Source organism: Ruminococcus sp. AF17-12 (assembly GCF_003479245.1).
Lineage (GTDB): Bacteria > Bacillota > Clostridia > Lachnospirales > Lachnospiraceae > Blautia_A > Blautia_A fusiformis.
In genome coordinates, this window is sequence record NZ_QUGY01000003.1 from 104,169 (window position 1) to 120,521 (window position 16,353).

Here is a 16,353-nt window from a genome sequence, read left to right on the forward strand (position 1 = left end):
CATCCCCCATATTTTATTTGTGATCTGCCTGTTTTACGGGCACATCGGGATCTGTTTCAGTCCTTCGTTCTCGTCAAATCCAAACATCAGGTTCATGTTCTGAACAGCCTGTCCTGCTGCACCCTTTACCAGGTTGTCGATAGCGCCCATCATGATGACTCTCTTTGTTCTCGGATCGATCTTGAAGTTCACGTCCACAAAATTGCTGCCTTCTACATTTCTTGTCTGCGGGCATACATCCTTGTTCAGGACACGTACAAAGAACTCGTCTTTATAATATTTGTCATAGGCTGCTTTTACTTCCTCGTAGGTAACATCCTTGGTCAGGGAGGCATATGCTGTTACCAGGATTCCACGGTTCATCGGAACAAGATGCGGGGTAAAGTTGATCATCACTTCCTGTCCGCATGCATATCCAAGCTGATCCTCGATCTCCGGTGTATGTCTGTGTGTGGCAACACCGTAAGCTTTGATGCTCTCGTTTACCTCACAGTAGAGATTCGGAACCTTGGCTCCTCTTCCTGCTCCGGAGGTTCCGGACTTGGCATCAATGATAATGGTATTCGGATCAATGAGGCCTTCCTTTAACAGCGGATAAATAGACAGTGTGGAGCATGTCGGATAGCATCCCGGGTTGGCGATCAGCCTTGCATTCTTAATATCCTCACGGTTGATCTCGCAGAGGCCATAAACAGCTTCCTCGATAAACTGCGGAGCCTTATGCTCGATCCCGTACCACTTCTCATATTTTTTCACATCTTTAATACGGAAATCTGCGCTTAAGTCGATCACCTTACATTTGGAAAGGATTTCTTCATTAATAAGGGATGCACAAAGGCCCTGTGGTGTTGCGGTAAAGATCACATCCACCTCATCTGCAAGTGCAGCCATGTTGTCATCCATACATTTGGCATCCACCAGCCTGAAAAAATTCTGATAAATATCTGCATACTGCTGATCTATGTAGCTTCGGGAGCCGAACCATTTGATTTCAACGTCCTTGTGTCCAAGAAGAAGTCTTACGATCTCATTTCCTGCGTATCCTGTCGCACCGATAATTCCTGCTTTAATCATCTTTCACATTCCTCCTCTGCCGTTTTTTCTACGGCTTAATACACCCTGCAGAAGCGCTTGCTATTCTTATTTATGCCTCTTTTTTATGTCTTCTGATATCTGAATCTTCTGCACAGGTCAGACGGACATCTTAAACCTGTCTGTACTGCCAGCTCATATGTCCATCTTATCAATGGATAGATTATACATCTTCTCTGCATATTATGCAATAGTCATTTTCTTTGATTTTTCACGGTCTTTTCTGTTTTTCCTGTATTTTATTATAATATCGCCTACTTTTAGATGTATTTTTATGCAAAATTTTTTTCATATTTTTCAAATTATCTCTTGCATATTTATAAAATCTGGTGTATATTAAGCCATGTCGACAGGACAGCCGAAAATTTTGTTTTGTTGTACATGAATATTTATTCACTCTGGTAAAGTTATAAAACAGCATAATTTTTTTCCAGATAACGTAAAAAAATTCACCGTCCCGGAAATGTCCGGAGCGATACAAAATCAAAAAAATCCCAGGAGGACATATATTATGAAAGAAAAAGTTGTTTTAGCGTATTCCGGTGGTCTTGATACCACAGCCCTGATCCCGTGGCTGAAAGAAACCTTTGATTATGACGTTGTCTGCTGCTGTGTAAACTGCGGACAGGGAAACGAGCTGGACGGTCTTGAAGAGAGAGCAAAAATGTCCGGTGCTTCCAAATTATATATCGAGGATATCGTCGATGAGTTCTGCGATGACTTCATCATGCCGTGTGTAGAGGCTGGTGCTGTATACGAGCATTCCTATCTTCTCGGAACTTCCATGGCTCGTCCGGTCATTGCCAAGAAGCTGGTTGAGATCGCACGTAAAGAGGGTGCCGTTGCTATCTGCCACGGTGCTACCGGTAAAGGAAATGACCAGATCCGTTTCGAACTTGGCATCAAGGCTCTCGCTCCGGACATCAAGATCATTGCTCCATGGCGTATGACAGATCTGTGGACCATGCAGTCCCGTGAAGATGAGATTGAGTTCTGTAAGGCTCATGGCATCACTCTTCCATTTGATGCAAGCCACAGCTACAGCCGTGACAGAAACCTCTGGCACATCAGCCATGAGGGACTTGAGCTTGAGGATCCATCCCAGGCTCCGAACTATGATGACATGCTTGTATTAAGTGTAACACCTGAGAAGGCTCCGGATAAAGAAACTGAGATCACCATGACATTCGAGCAGGGTGTTCCGAAAACACTCAACGGAAAAGCAATGAAGGTTTCCGAGATCATCACAGAGCTGAACAAGCTTGGCGGTGAGAACGGCATCGGTATTGTTGATATTGTTGAGAACCGTGTTGTTGGTATGAAATCCCGTGGCGTTTATGAAACTCCTGGCGGAACGATCCTGATGGCAGCACATGACCAGCTTGAGGAGCTGATCCTTGACCGTGAGACAATGGAAGCCAAGAAAAAGCTTGGCAGCCAGTTTGCACAGGTTGTTTACGAAGGAAAATGGTACACACCTCTCCGTGAGGCTATCCAGGCATTTGTTGAGTCCACTCAGAAATATGTTACCGGTGAGGTTAAATTCAAGCTTTACAAAGGAAACATCATCAAGAATGGTACAACCTCTCCGTACAGCCTTTACAATGAGTCTCTTGCTTCCTTCACAACCGGTGATATGTATGATCATCATGATGCAGACGGATTCATCACTCTGTTCGGTCTGCCGCTGAAGGTTCGTGCCATGAAGCTTGCAGAAGTTAAGAATAACCAGAATCAGAACTAATTTTGTTGGACATTGTTCCGACAGATCATAAGAATGCCCCGGGAAGCTATATAAGTTCCCCGGGGTCTTTTGTTATATACTGCTTTGATCACATAATACCTAATAAACGAAAGGATTTTTTATCATGAACTCACAGAAAATGCCTCTGAAAAATTCTCTCTGCCTGCTTCTGGCCGCAACGATCTGGGGAATCGCCTTTGTTGCCCAGAGTGTGGGCATGGAATATGTCGGCCCCTTCACCTTCAACGGCGTCCGTTCCCTGATCGGCGCCGCTGTCCTGGTTCCGGTGCTCTTTATCCTGAACCGTTCCGGAAATAAATCCTCTGCTGCCACAGACTCCGCAATACCGGAATCCTCGTCAACACCTTCAGAAAAAGCTGTATCCCCCACGCCATATAACAGCCGTGACCTGTGGCTGGGCGGCATTGCCTGCGGATTTGCTCTTTTTGCTGCCAGCAGCTTCCAGCAGTTTGGTATCCAGTACACAACAGTAGGAAAAGCCGGCTTCATCACCGCCTGTTACATTGTCATCGTCCCGATCATCGGAATTTTCCTGAAAAAGAAATGCAGTCCCTTTATATGGACAGCCGTTGTCATGGCACTGGTCGGACTTTATCTTCTCTGCATCACAGACGGATTTTCCATTGGCCTCGGAGATATTCTGGTGCTGGTATGTGCTTTTCTCTTTTCCCTGCACATTCTGGTGATTGACTATTTTTCCCCGAAGGCAGACGGTGTAAAGCTTTCCTGTATCCAGTTTCTGGTCTGCGGGATCCTGTCCATGATCCCGGCACTTATTCTGGAACATCCGCAGATTTCTTCCATTCTTACTGCCTGGCTGCCGATCCTGTATGCCGGTGTGATGTCCTGCGGTGTTGCCTACACCCTGCAGGTCGTAGGCCAGAAAAATGTGAATCCCACCGTTGCTTCTCTGATCCTTTCTCTTGAATCCTGCATCTCCGTGCTTGCAGGCTGGGTGCTCCTGAATCAGAAGCTTTCCATAAAAGAGCTCCTTGGATGTGTCATCATGTTTGCAGCCATCATCCTGGCACAGCTGCCGGAAAAAGAAAAAGATAATAAATAAAAAACAGGCAGCCGGTTTGGTATTTTACCTTCCGGCTGCCTGTCTGCATGTTTCTTATTCTGCTGCTTCTTCTTTCTTAATGAAGTTATTATAATGTGCCTTGATCTTCTCAAAGCTCTCCTGACTGATGTCGTGCTCCATCTTGCAGGCATCCTCCATTGCGATCTCTGCCGGAACCCCAAGTCCCTCCAGCATCCTGGCAAGAACAATGTGACGCTCATAAATCTGATTGGCGATCTCCGCCCCCTTCTCCAGAAGTGTCACGGTACCGTAACGGTCCATGGCAATATAACCATCCTCACGAAGAAGCTTCATTGCGTGACTGACGCTTGGCTTGGAAACACCAAGTCTGGTCGCAATATCAATAGAACGAACTCCTCCGCCTTTTTTGGATAAAACCAGAATTGACTCAAGATAATCCTCCGCTGACTGTCTGATTTCCATATAAAATCCTCCCTGCAAAAATTTAACTCTATATAGACCCTCTAAAGGGATCTGAATCCCATTCCTTCCCTGTTCTACAGGCGAATATTAACTTTTAATATACCGCTTAAAGGATGTTGTGTCAAGCATTTCGCACATGTTTATCTTGACATTAAAAATAATTTCCCCGATAATAGTAGCTGAACAATATATCTGTTCTATAGCAGCCCGGAATCCTTTCCAGTAGTGCTGTCTTTTGAACAGTAAAGAAAGGAGATTTTTTATGCTCAAAACCCTTCTGGCCCAGGTCAGGGAGTTTAAAAAGGCATCGTTTCTCACGCCTTTTTTCATGATCCTGGAAGTTCTCTTTGAGACTCTGATCCCCCTGGCCATGGCTTCCATCATTGATAAAGGTGTGGAAGCCGGAAATATCGGCCATATCTATCGGATGGGTGCAGTTATGGTAGTTCTTGCCCTGTGCGGACTCTGGTCCGGCGTCATGGGAGGAAAATACGGAGCACTGGCCTCCACAGGCTTTGCCAGAAACCTCCGAAAAGCCATGTACACCAACATCCAGACCTTTTCTTTTTCCAACATCGACAAATACAGCACTGCCGGCCTGATCACCCGTCTTACCACAGATGTGACCAACCTGCAGAACGCCTATCAGATGATCCTTCGTATGTGTACCCGTGCACCGGCCAGTCTGATCTGTGCCATGGTCATGGCATTTCTTATCAATGCAAAGCTTGCAAGCATCTATCTTGTCGCTGTTATCTTCCTCGGAGGCTGTCTGATCTTTATCATGCAGAAGGCCACTGTATACTTCCAGGCCGTATTCCGTAAATACGACGATCTGAACGCAAGTGTCCAGGAAAACATCGGCGCTGTGCGTGTGGTCAAGGCCTATGTCCGCGAAGACTACGAGATCAGTAAATTCCAGAAAGCCTGCAACAAAGTATACGAAATGTTCTTAAGTGCTGAGAAGATCGTTGTCATGAACATGCCCCTGATGCAGTTTACCGTTTATGCCTGTATCCTGGGGATCAGCTGGCTCGGTGCCAAAATGATCGTAGGCAGCTCCCTTACTACCGGTGAGCTTATGAGCCTTCTCACCTACTGCATGAACATTCTCATGAGCCTTATGATGCTTTCCATGGTTTTTGTTATGGTAACAATGAGTATTGCCAGCGCAGAACGTGTTACGGAAGTCATCAATGATACTGCTGACATCACAGATCCGGAGGATCCGGTAACAGATGTCCCGGACGGAAGTATCGTCTTCGATCATGTGAATTTCAGCTATAAGAAAGACAGTCAGGAACCCGTTCTGAAGGATATCAATCTCTCGATCCGCTCCGGCGAGACCATAGGGATCATCGGCGGTACCGGAAGTGCAAAATCCAGCCTTGTCAACCTGATCAGCCGTCTTTATGACGTAACGGATGGTTCTGTTTCCGTAGGAGGCATCGATGTCCGTAAATACCATCTGGAATCTCTCAGAAATCAGGTTTCCGTTGTTCTTCAGAAGAATGTACTCTTCTCAGGAACCATTCTGGAAAATCTCCGCTGGGGTGACAAAAATGCCACAGAGGAGGAATGCCGCCGCGCATGCCAGCTTGCCTGTGCCGATGATTTCATCGAAAAAATGCCGGACAAATACAATACCTTCATTGAACAGGGCGGCTCCAATGTTTCCGGAGGCCAGAAGCAGCGTCTCTGTATTGCCCGCGCTCTTCTGAAGAAGCCGAAGATACTGATCCTGGATGACTCCACCAGTGCAGTAGATACTGCCACAGATGCAAGGATCCGCCGTGCCTTTGCCGAGGAGATCCCGGATACCACCAAGCTGATCATCGCACAGCGTGTTTCCAGCATCCAGAACGCGGACCGGATCATCGTTATGGATAACGGTGAGATCAACGGTTTTGGTACCCACGAGGAGCTTCTTAGGACCAACGCCATTTATCAGGAAGTATTTCATTCACAAACCGTCGGCGCCGGTGATTTTGACGAGGGAGGTGAGCTGGCTTGAAAAAACAGAACATGAAAGGCCCGGGCGGTCCTGGCCCAAGGGGTATGGGAACACCGGAGCAGCCGGGAAAGCTTCTGGGACGCCTTGCCCGTTATATCTTTAAAAACTACAGTATCCATATCGTGATCGTGGTGATCTGCATTTTTGTCAGTGTTCTTGCCAATGTACAGGGAACCATGTTCATGAAAACCCTGATCGACCAGTATATCACACCGCTTCTCTCAGCAGATACACCGGATTTCGGGCCTCTGGCTGCAGCCATCGCACGTGTGGCATGCTTTTACGCCATTGGTGTTATTGCCACCTATACTTATAACCGTATCATGATCAATGTTTCCCAGGGAACCTTACGTAACCTCCGAAACGATATGTTTGCAACGATGGAAACGCTTCCCATCAAATATTTCGACACTCACGCACACGGCGATATCATGTCCATCTACACCAACGACATTGATACCCTGCGCCAGATGATCAGCCAGAGCTTTCCGCAGCTGCTTTCCAGTGTGATCACCATCGTCAGCGTTCTTGTAAGTATGCTGATCCTGAATGTTCCGCTTACTGTAGTTACCCTGCTTATGGTTGCCATTATGATGACTGCCAGCCGGAAGCTTGCAGGCCTGAGCGGAAAATATTTCCTGGAGCAGCAGACCAACCTTGGTATTGTCAATGGTTATATCGAAGAGATGATGGAGGGTCAGAAGGTGGTCAAGGTCTTCTGCCATGAGGACGAAAGCATCCGGAAATTCGATGAACTGAACGACCAGCTTTTCACCAGCGCAGACAATGCAAACCGTTTCGCCAACATCCTGATGCCGGTAGTCGCACAGCTTGGAAATGTCAGCTATGTGATCTGCGCCATGGTGGGCGGTATCCTTGCCATCAACGGCATCGGCAGCTTCACACTTGGCGGGCTTGCCAGCTTCCTGACCTTCAATAAGAGTTTCAACATGCCTATCAACCAGGTCAGCCAGCAGTTCAACAGTATTGTTATGGCTCTTGCAGGTGCAAAACGTATCTTTGATCTTCTGGATGAAAAGCCGGAAGTGGATGAAGGCTACGTTACTCTCGTCAATGCAAAAGAGGAAAATGGTGTTCTTACCGAATCCAGCAAACGTACCGGCCGCTGGGCATGGAAGCATTTCCACAAAGCTGAGGGTACCACTGATTATATCGAGCTGAAGGGTGATATGGTCCTGGAGGATGTAGACTTTGGTTATAATTCCAACAAAATCGTTCTCCATGACATCAACATGTATGCACAGCCAGGCCAGAAGATCGCTTTTGTAGGCTCTACCGGCGCCGGAAAAACCACCATCACCAATCTTCTGAACCGTTTTTACGACATTCAGAAGGGTAAGATCCGTTATGACGGTATCAACATCACCAAAATCAAAAAAGATGATCTCAGACGCTCCATGGGCATCGTTCTTCAGGATACCAACCTGTTCACAGCAACCGTTATGGAAAATATCCGCTACGGAAATCTGGATGCCACAGATGAGGAGGTTATCGCAGCAGCAAAGCTTGCCAACGCCGACGGTTTCATCCGCAGGCTTCCGCAGGGTTATAATACCCTTCTTCGCGGAAACGGTGCAAACTTAAGTCAGGGCCAGAGGCAGCTTCTCTCCATTGCCCGTGCAGCCGTTGCAGACCCGCCCGTCCTGATCCTGGACGAGGCCACCAGCTCCATTGATACCCGTACCGAAAAGCTTGTACAGGATGGTATGGATAAGCTGATGGAAGGCAGGACGACCTTTGTGATCGCCCACAGACTTTCCACAGTACGCAACAGTGACTGCATCATGGTCCTGGAGCAGGGACGCATCATCGAGCGTGGTTCCCACGAGGAACTGCTTGCACAGAAGGGCCGGTATTATCAGCTGTATAACGGCTGATCCAGGCTCACAGTTATTTTCGATCTAAAATATTCAATACCAAAAACATGCAGGGTGTATCTTTTCTGATAGTCCTGCATGTTTTTTTATGCTATAATCCTTGATTGAAATCTATTTTTCCGGAAAGGAGTCTCCGTATTTTTATATATGAAACAGACTGAAGAATATTACTACGGCAGAATGCCGAAAGATAAACAAAACGTGTACCGTGCAATGCTTCACGGGCTTATGGAGCTTTCTGATGAGTTCCTGATCCCTCAGGTACCAACCACCGATGGAAACTGGCTCTATGATGTATTTTTCCAGCTTCGTCTTGATCACCCGGAGATTTTCTGGGCTGTGGGGTTTAAATACCGTTATTACAAGGACTCGCCAAATCTGATACTGATCCCTGAATACATCTTCGACAAAAATAAAATCCGGGAGCATCAGAAAGCCATGGGCGCGCGCGTAGACAAGCTCGTGCGCCCCGCCATGAAGTTTTCCGAGTGGGATAAGGAAAAATATGTCCATGACTTCATCTGCGAAAATATCCGCTACGACAAGCTGAAAAAGCCATATTCCCACGAGATCATCGGGCCTCTGGGCCATGGTGTCGGTGTCTGCGAGGGAATCGCCAAATCCGTAAAGGTTCTCTGTGATGCCCTTGGTGTATGGTGTATTATCGCCATCTGTGGGAACAATCCGGAAAAAGGGATCAAATACCGTCATACCTGGAACATCGTCCGGATCAACGGACAGTACTATCATCTGGATGCCACCTTCGATAATACTCTGGGCAAAAACGAAGACGGCTCAACCAGTATCCGTTACGATTATTTTAATCTGGATGACAAAAACATCTTTCGTGACCATGAACCACTGATCGCTCCGGCACCTCCCTGCCCGGATGGAAACCACTTTTATTACCGTGAGAAAAAGCTATCCTTCACCAAATTGGAAGACGTATACAAACGTGCCCTCCAGGCCGCAAAAAAAGGCCGCGAATTCACCTTCCACTGGCGAGGCGGATATCTCACCCGTGAAGTCCTCGCAGACCTTGTAGATCAGATCCAGGCCGCAGGAAAGACACGGGACAAAAAAGCCATCATCACACTCAACTGGCCTCAGGCTGTACTGCGATTTCATTTTGCGGAACAGCAGGCGGAAGGGAAGGTGTTTATTGAGGAAGTGAATGAAGGGGAGAAACTGTAACGTCATTTAAGAAATTCGATAGAGTCAAAATGCCACATATCATTATGCATATGTGGCATTTTTCTGTGAATATAATTCTAAAAATTAAAAGACTTTCCATAAATCAGATTTATAGAAAGCCTCTTAAGCACTGCGGATAACAGGACTTGAACCTGCACGGTTGCCCACTGGTACCTAAAACCAGCGCGTCTGCCAATTCCGCCATATCCGCATATTCAATTATATTTTCATCCTGTCTGATGATAAAAAAATAACGGAAAGCAAATGCTTTCCGCTAATGAGGCATCGGGGATTCGAACCCCGGACAACTTGATTAAAAGTCAAGTGCTCTACCGACTGAGCTAATACCCCATAAAAAGGACTGGGCTAGCTGGATTCGAACCAGCGAATGCAGCAGTCAAAGTGCTGTGCCTTACCGCTTGGCGATAGCCCAATGGGCGAAGGGTGGATACAGGGATTCGAACCCTGGGCCTCCAGAGCCACAATCTGGCGCGCTAACCAACTGCGCTATACCCACCACAACGTGCCTGAAGGGATTCGAACCCCCGACCCACGGCTTAGAAGGCCGTTGCTCTATCCAGCTGAGCTACAGACACATACTCTCTTCTCAGAGAAGCGGGTGATGGGAATCGAACCCACGTATCCAGCTTGGAAGGCTGGTGTTCTACCATTGAACTACACCCGCATGCTTGCGGTAATAAGTTTACAGCAGTCGGGGTGACAGGATTCGAACCTGCGGCCTCCTGGTCCCAAACCAGGCGCTCTAGCCAAGCTGAGCCACACCCCGATGTACCATTTACTTATGGTTTTTATTAAGTTGTTGTCGTCTTCGTTTGTGTTTCGTTTTCGTTTCCTGCCTGACGACAAGTGATATTATATTATAGCAATCTACAAATGTCAACACCTTTTTTGAATTTTTTTAAAAAAACTTTTTTTCACGTTTTTTCCGCCTATTTAAAGGTTTTCTTGTCATTTGCGACTGGCTTATGGTATCATGAAACCATAATTAAAGTCAAGAAAAAAAGCAAATAATAAGGAGATGTTTTTACATGGATATAAAATTATTTCAGCAGAAGCTTAATGACATCTGTGCCATCGCTGAGGAAAACAATAAGCAGCTCTCCCAGCAGCAGATCCGTGACCATTTCGATGAATCGGATCTGAGCACTTCACAGCTTGTAAAGATCCTGCAGTATCTCAAATTAAAAGGGATCACCATCGAAGGCGCCGATGAAGGCACCGGTGCTGCCAGAGCAGATGCTGTTTCATCCGAATCCAGCGACAAAGAAGAGCTTCCGGGTACCCGTGCTGCTCTTACTGCCGAGGAACAGGCTTATCTCAGTGACTATATGGAAAGCTTTTCCCCGGAAGGACTTGATCCGGATGATCTTGCGTCCCTCTTTCAGGCCTTTGCAAAGGGTGACACTGCTGCTGAAGGTGCACTGACACAGTTCTACATGGCTCAGGCAGCCCAGATGGCCGCTGAACTGAACTGTGAGGAAATCCACCTGGCCGATCTCATTCAGGAGGCAAATCTGGCCCTTCTGGCGTCTCTCAAAGAGACTGACCCACAGGAGAAAAACGATGCCTGGATGCGTGGTCGTATCCGCAGTGGGATCCTTCATGCCATTGAGGAACAGACACAACAGAAATTCCGTGACGACTATCTGGTATCCAAGGTAGAAAACCTGGAGGCTGCGGTTAAAGAACTCACAGACGATGATGACGCCACCAAATTCACCATTGATGAGCTTGCCGTGATCCTGGATATGAATGTGGATGAGATCCGGGATGTACTTCGCCTTACTGGAGATGATAAATAAAGTTTTCTTCATATTCTTCACAAAAACGGGTCTGACATAGCTTGTCAGACCCGTAATCTTAATATTCTTTATGCTTTTTCTTCCCGTTTCAGCTCCGCCGGTTCTGCCAGATGGATCTTTCCTTCCCGAAATATGTGGATAAATACCTCCGCCATATCCGGATCGAACTGTTTTCCTTCCTCTTCTCTTATGATCCGAAGAGCTTTTTCCACTGGCATCAGTTCCTTATAACAACGTTTGGATGTCATGGCATCAAAGGAATCTGCGATGCAGAGGATCCTTGCAGATGCCGGGATATCTTCTCCCGCGATCCTCCTTGGATAGCCGTTTCCGTCATAACGTTCGTGATGACCGATAACCGCAGGGATAACATAATCCAGCGACGGAAGGTGACGGATGATCCCGATGGACGCCTCCACATGACCTTTCATGATCTCATACTCTTCATCCGTAAGCTTGCCTTCCTTGTTCAGGATATGCTCCGGGATCCCGATCTTTCCAACATCATGAAGAAGCGCCGCCTGACGGATGATCTCCACCATTTCCGTTGTATAGTTCAGCGCCTTCGCAAGACTTGTTGCGTAATAAGCCACATTGTTGGAATGTCCGAAGGTATAATGATCTTTGGTATCAATGGCTGCAGTCAGCGCATAGATCGTGGATTCATAGGACTGATAAATATGTTCATGATCGGATTTCTTACCCGCATTTTCTTCATCCAGGCTTTCCTTCAGCATGGTGTCAAAAATCTCGATGCCATTTTTACCGCTGCGCTTTACATGATATACTGCCAGGTCCGCATTATCCAAGAGCTCCTTTGCTGAGCGTGCCGCATAAGGCGCCGCACTGATCCCCACGCTTACCGTAAGGATCTTCAGCTTGTAGTCTGCAGAATCGTTGCGCATATGCAGGATCTGCTTCTGTATGGATTCTGCCAGATTTCTGGCGGAAAAAATATCGTAATTTGGCATCAGGACCGCAAATTCCTTGGCACTGTGACGTGCCACATATCCCTGTTCTCCCACACTTGCCTGGATGATATCTGCCACCTTTCGAAGTGCAACATCTCCCTGCTGATTTCCGTACAGCTGATTGTACAGCTTGAAATCATCAATATTGAACAGGATCAGTGCAAGCGAACCCTCTTTATTTTTTTCGTATTCCTCATCCAGAATCTCATAAAAATATTTCCGGTTCAGAAGGCCCGTCAGTTCATCAGTCCTTGCCTCAGTCCATGCCGCCTCATAAAGTCTGGCATTTTTGATGGCAATGGAAGCTACTGAGCTGACCGAAGACAGCATGGCAAGGTCATTATGGTTCAGATTCCTGTGTCCGTCACCGGAAATCGCAATGATCCCGGCCAGATCATCATTTTGTCGAAGACCTGCACAGTATTCGATGCCCAGCTCTGAAAACATATGTTTCTCCGACTCCCACATGGATTTGTAGGCTGTGGAAGAACGAAAATCCCGGATCACCACACAGTCCTCATTTCTGGTAAGCCAGGTGACCACCGGATTATCCGCTTTCAGCGAAAAGGTCAGATCGTTCAACGGACGGTTGCTGTAAACAGCCTGATATTCCCCTGATTTTTTGTCTCTCAGACAAATATAGATCCGTCCTGCATTGGTAGTTTCCTTCAGCACATTTACCGTATTGCGCAGAATCTCTCCTACCCGGAGTGTCCTGGATACTGACTGGCTGAAATCTTTCAGCTCCTGAGACTGCTGGATCTCTTTTTTGATAAAAACATTGTTCATCAGACATTTCCACAGCACTGTGACCAGCCATGCAGATATAAGAAAAACGAAAGAAAAGATCAGCACATGATACTCACTGGCTGCAGGGAGCAACATTCGGATATAACTCATCAGGTACGGTGAAAGATTGATAAACAGTACTACCGTCAGGACCACGCCCACACCAAAGCAAACCCCATCTGACGCAAGACGGCGCATCTGGAACAGCCGTCTTCTGGTCAGTGCATAAAGCATCAGGACAGCATTGATCAGACCGCTGACAATATCGATGGGGAATCCGGAAAATGCCGGCACTGCCAGCGCAAGGTTTCCCACAAAAATGATCAGTATCCCCACAAGGATCGGTTCGATCTGTTTGCGGTATCCGGGATGTCTCCGACATCCGCGGTACATGGTAATAAAAATCTGGATAATGGTGATCCCTGATACCACAAAGAACAGAAGGAACCAGGGTGTGATCTTATAAACAAAATGCGCACCACCGTTTTTACGGATCAGATCTGGCCAGCGCAGGATGATCCCGCCCGGGATGTTGATCACAAAAAGCAGCATCATCAAAAGCAATGGGATCTTGCTTTTTCTGCCCATACGCACTCCCATGAATTCGCTGATGAACACATAGTAAAAATATGGCAGAAACAGGATTCCTGCCAGAGACACATAATACCACAGGATGTAAGAGGGGCCTGCTTCCATACGCATCAGAAAAGAGCCCAGCGTCCAGCAGAGCATTCCTCCCAGCACACACATGAAACTGTTGATGATCCGGCTGCGCTTACCAGCCAGAAGAGTCAGTATCATAAATGTATAGAAAAAAACTGAAATGATTGAAAATGATATATAGCTTTCCATAGTTACTTCCTCATATTCCCGAATCCGATCTCATCCTGCAGTCTCAAAAGTTCCGCCACCTCATAATAAGGAGTGCTCATATGCCGTGGTTTCCGTCCTTTTCTGGACTCATACAGATGAAAGGTACCACAGCGCAGGATGGTCACCACAAGGGGATCCATTCCCAGGATTTTCTTCAGATCCCGGTAATCCTGATCGATATATTTGAAATACGTGGTCAGAAGTTCTTTCAGAATATCCGTGCTCATAGCCTGATACATCAGCGCTTCTTTTTTTACTTCTATATAAAGATGCAGATATGGGCGTTTTTTCTCATTATATTCTTTCACTGCGATCCAATCCGTAACCGGCTGCCCGGACAGCTGGATCACACTTTTGATACCATTTTCCGAAATCCTGGTAAAGCCTGCGATATCAATGATCCACGGAACACGGTCTATGTACTCAAATCTTGGGATCTGTGTCCGATCCTCCTGGTTGGTAAGACCCACGCATCGATACATATCTCCCACACGGTACCTGGCAAAGGCTCCGCCCTTCAACACAGTGATCACAAGCTCATATTTCTCCCCGGGAACAACCTCATCCATAAGATAGGTCGGAGGAGTGAACGTGGGATCCTCATAATTATGGAGCATATCCTTTTCGGTGATAAATTCATAAAAGCAGGTATCCGGGAAAAAGTACATTCCGTTCCTGGTCCAGGTCTCGGTTCCTATAATGGAAGGTTCCGTTCCTGCAAAAAGCTCCATGGGCCGAACTCCCCACATTTCCTCCAGATCATCCTTATAGCACTGGTTGTCGGTTCCTGCCACCATAAATCCCTTCAGGTGAAAAAGGTCTTTCGGAAGAAGCTCCCGTTTCTCCTTCTTACAGATCTTTTTGGCATTCAGGATCCTTTTCAGCATCTTTGGTTTATACTGCAGAAGTTCCGAAAAGGAGGTTTTGCTTTTTCCTGATGATACGCTTCCGGTGAGGCTCTGGCTTACTGCATAGGCCACACTTCCAAGTCCGAAGAAAAATTCCACGTCCTGTTTCATGGCCATCTTGAAGCCCTCTTTGTTCCGCTCACCAAAGCTCATATTTACCGCATCTTCCACTTCCGGAAGAAAACGGATGTCGATATCTTCTTTCAGCGCCAGTGGAAAAAGGCCGGTAGCAAAAGGCAACGGTGCCAGTCCGTAAAGGATCTTGTCCGTTTCCTCCACATCAAATTTGCCCTTTTCACGGCTTGTAGCTAATATGAGGCAGGCAACTACATTGTTCCTGTAGGTATCCAGCATACTTCTTGTGTATGGTGCTACCTTTATCGGATGGCGTCCGCCTTCCCAGGTCGTCTGTATCCAGATGATCGGATTCCCCGGAAGAGTTTCACTTCTCTTCTGGAGGAGCATATCCGCATAATCCTCATAAGTGGTAAGAGGTACCAGCCGACGGAACTCGTCGATCCCGGACGGTCTCCTGCCCTTCAGAATGCTTTTGCCCAGTTCACAGTCTGACCAGAGCTGGATCTGCTCTTCCATCAGACGATTCTGGATCTTCATGTAATCCTGCATTGTCAGATCAAGAAATCCGCAATATTCTTTCCAGATAGCATCATACTGCTGTTTTCGAAGCTTTTCGCCAAGACTCACCGCCTTTTCCCCCCTTTTCGCCATGTTTTTATGCAGGCAGCTGTACTGTTTCGGTCTGGGATCAGAAAGGGAGTTGTCTGCTGATACGCTCCGTAATTACTGAATGTTTCCGGAAACACGATCCTGTCCTGGTAAAAAATGTACAATATGTTCCACACAATAAGGACCCCAAAAGCCCCCATTGCCTTCCCGGATCCCAGAAATCCGGCCAGGCAAAAATAAAATCCGGCGAACCACAGAACGCCAGGATGTCGGCAGAGTGCATAAACACCCTCTGTATAGGCCAGCCTTTCATGATTTTCTTTGACATATGTCTCATCAAAGGGCAGCGCAAAAAACAATGTATAGATCAACAGTCCCAGAAACAGGATCGCTGCTGTCAGAAAAACAGCAGAAATAAAAAAAGAACTTCCCCGCCGCGGCCAGCAGCTCCGGATCACCAGACCTGTTGACACTGCGATCAGGAAACATCCTATGCTAAAAAACGGATGAAGAAAGCTTTTTTTCAATCGGATACTGTTATGATCATACAGGAAGCAGCATAAAAAGCCGATACTCCCTATAATAACCGCAGTCATCTGTATTTTCCCCCTTCATTTATGTAAAGCGGACCTTCTCATTCCGCTCTGCTGCATTCTCAGGAACGAGACCCATTCATGGTCAGTACCCTAAAGAATGCTCTATATTACTAGAAAACAACTACTTGTTCATTATATAGCACATAGCTGACTTTCGCAATCGTTTTTGACTAATATATGCTGAATATTGGCACAAATTTTATCAATTATGACAGTTTATTTGTTTTTTCTGCCGG

General features: G+C 46.7%; 11 protein-coding genes and 7 tRNA genes. 6 read left to right on the top strand and 12 right to left on the bottom strand.

Going from position 1 to position 16,353, the window contains the following annotated elements; all coding sequences use genetic code 11:
* Positions 1-33 precede the first annotated feature (33 nt).
* Entirely contained in the window at positions 34-1,074 is a 1,041-nt protein-coding gene (argC, locus tag DWW77_RS04140; protein WP_015526006.1) for an N-acetyl-gamma-glutamyl-phosphate reductase, read from the bottom strand.
* A 529-nt stretch (positions 1,075-1,603) separates the two neighbouring features.
* On the opposite strand from argC, the gene DWW77_RS04145 reads away from it, so the two are divergent.
* A complete protein-coding gene (locus tag DWW77_RS04145) occupies positions 1,604-2,836 on the top strand; it encodes an argininosuccinate synthase (protein WP_015526007.1) in 1,233 nt (410 codons plus the stop codon).
* 124 nt (positions 2,837-2,960) lie between these two features.
* The gene (locus DWW77_RS04150; protein WP_173761128.1) at positions 2,961-3,920 is read left to right on the top strand and encodes a DMT family transporter; all 960 of its coding nucleotides are present in this window, start codon (positions 2,961-2,963) and stop codon (positions 3,918-3,920) included.
* A gap of 54 nt (positions 3,921-3,974) precedes the next feature.
* On the opposite strand, the gene DWW77_RS04155 is transcribed toward DWW77_RS04150, so the two are convergent.
* On the bottom strand, positions 3,975-4,364 hold the full coding sequence (locus tag DWW77_RS04155) for a metal-dependent transcriptional regulator (RefSeq protein ID WP_015526009.1): 390 nt from the start codon (positions 4,362-4,364) through the stop codon (positions 3,975-3,977).
* Positions 4,365-4,626: 262 nt separating this feature from the next.
* On the opposite strand from DWW77_RS04155, the gene DWW77_RS04160 reads away from it, so the two are divergent.
* The 3 genes from DWW77_RS04160 (at position 4,627) to DWW77_RS04170 (ending at position 9,470) form a co-directional block, all read left to right on the top strand.
* Positions 4,627-6,378 carry an ABC transporter ATP-binding protein gene (locus tag DWW77_RS04160; protein ID WP_118608101.1) on the top strand — a complete coding sequence of 584 codons (1,752 nt, stop codon included), beginning with the start codon at positions 4,627-4,629 and terminating at the stop codon, positions 6,376-6,378.
* Between the two features lie 11 nt (positions 6,379-6,389).
* Entirely contained in the window at positions 6,390-8,276 is a 1,887-nt protein-coding gene (locus DWW77_RS04165; RefSeq protein WP_118608171.1) for an ABC transporter ATP-binding protein, read from the top strand.
* 147 nt (positions 8,277-8,423) lie between these two features.
* Positions 8,424-9,470 carry a transglutaminase domain-containing protein gene (locus tag DWW77_RS04170; protein WP_118608102.1) on the top strand — a complete coding sequence of 349 codons (1,047 nt, stop codon included), beginning with the start codon at positions 8,424-8,426 and terminating at the stop codon, positions 9,468-9,470.
* 131 nt (positions 9,471-9,601) lie between these two features.
* Here DWW77_RS04170 and DWW77_RS04175 read toward each other — a convergent pair.
* From DWW77_RS04175 to DWW77_RS04205, 7 genes are all read right to left on the bottom strand, one after another.
* A tRNA-Leu gene (locus tag DWW77_RS04175) sits at positions 9,602-9,681 on the bottom strand.
* A gap of 67 nt (positions 9,682-9,748) precedes the next feature.
* A tRNA-Lys gene (locus tag DWW77_RS04180) sits at positions 9,749-9,821 on the bottom strand.
* 10 nt (positions 9,822-9,831) lie between these two features.
* A tRNA-Gln gene (locus DWW77_RS04185) sits at positions 9,832-9,903 on the bottom strand.
* A gap of 10 nt (positions 9,904-9,913) precedes the next feature.
* Positions 9,914-9,987: transfer RNA gene (locus tag DWW77_RS04190), tRNA-His, on the bottom strand.
* A 5-nt stretch (positions 9,988-9,992) separates the two neighbouring features.
* Positions 9,993-10,066: transfer RNA gene (locus DWW77_RS04195), tRNA-Arg, on the bottom strand.
* A gap of 18 nt (positions 10,067-10,084) precedes the next feature.
* Positions 10,085-10,155 (bottom strand) — tRNA-Gly (locus DWW77_RS04200).
* A gap of 27 nt (positions 10,156-10,182) precedes the next feature.
* Positions 10,183-10,257, bottom strand: a tRNA-Pro gene (locus DWW77_RS04205).
* Between the two features lie 262 nt (positions 10,258-10,519).
* On the opposite strand from DWW77_RS04205, the gene DWW77_RS04210 reads away from it, so the two are divergent.
* Positions 10,520-11,293 (top strand): hypothetical protein, encoded by a 774-nt coding sequence (locus DWW77_RS04210; protein WP_022426526.1) that lies wholly within the window; start codon positions 10,520-10,522, stop codon positions 11,291-11,293.
* Between the two features lie 68 nt (positions 11,294-11,361).
* Here the strand turns inward: DWW77_RS04210 and DWW77_RS04215 are convergent, their stop codons facing one another.
* Genes DWW77_RS04215 through DWW77_RS04225 form a run of 3 tightly spaced genes read right to left on the bottom strand, consistent with a single transcriptional unit; the run spans position 11,362 to position 16,117 of the window.
* The gene (locus tag DWW77_RS04215) at positions 11,362-13,905 is read right to left on the bottom strand and encodes a histidine kinase N-terminal 7TM domain-containing diguanylate cyclase/phosphohydrolase (protein ID WP_118608103.1); all 2,544 of its coding nucleotides are present in this window, start codon (positions 13,903-13,905) and stop codon (positions 11,362-11,364) included.
* 2 nt (positions 13,906-13,907) lie between these two features.
* Entirely contained in the window at positions 13,908-15,539 is a 1,632-nt protein-coding gene (locus tag DWW77_RS04220) for a GH3 family acyl-acid amido synthetase (protein WP_114002198.1), read from the bottom strand.
* On the bottom strand, positions 15,536-16,117 hold the full coding sequence (locus DWW77_RS04225; protein WP_118608104.1) for a hypothetical protein: 582 nt from the start codon (positions 16,115-16,117) through the stop codon (positions 15,536-15,538). Before DWW77_RS04225 ends, DWW77_RS04220 begins: the two co-directional genes overlap by 4 nt.
* Positions 16,118-16,353: the final 236 nt, after the last annotated feature.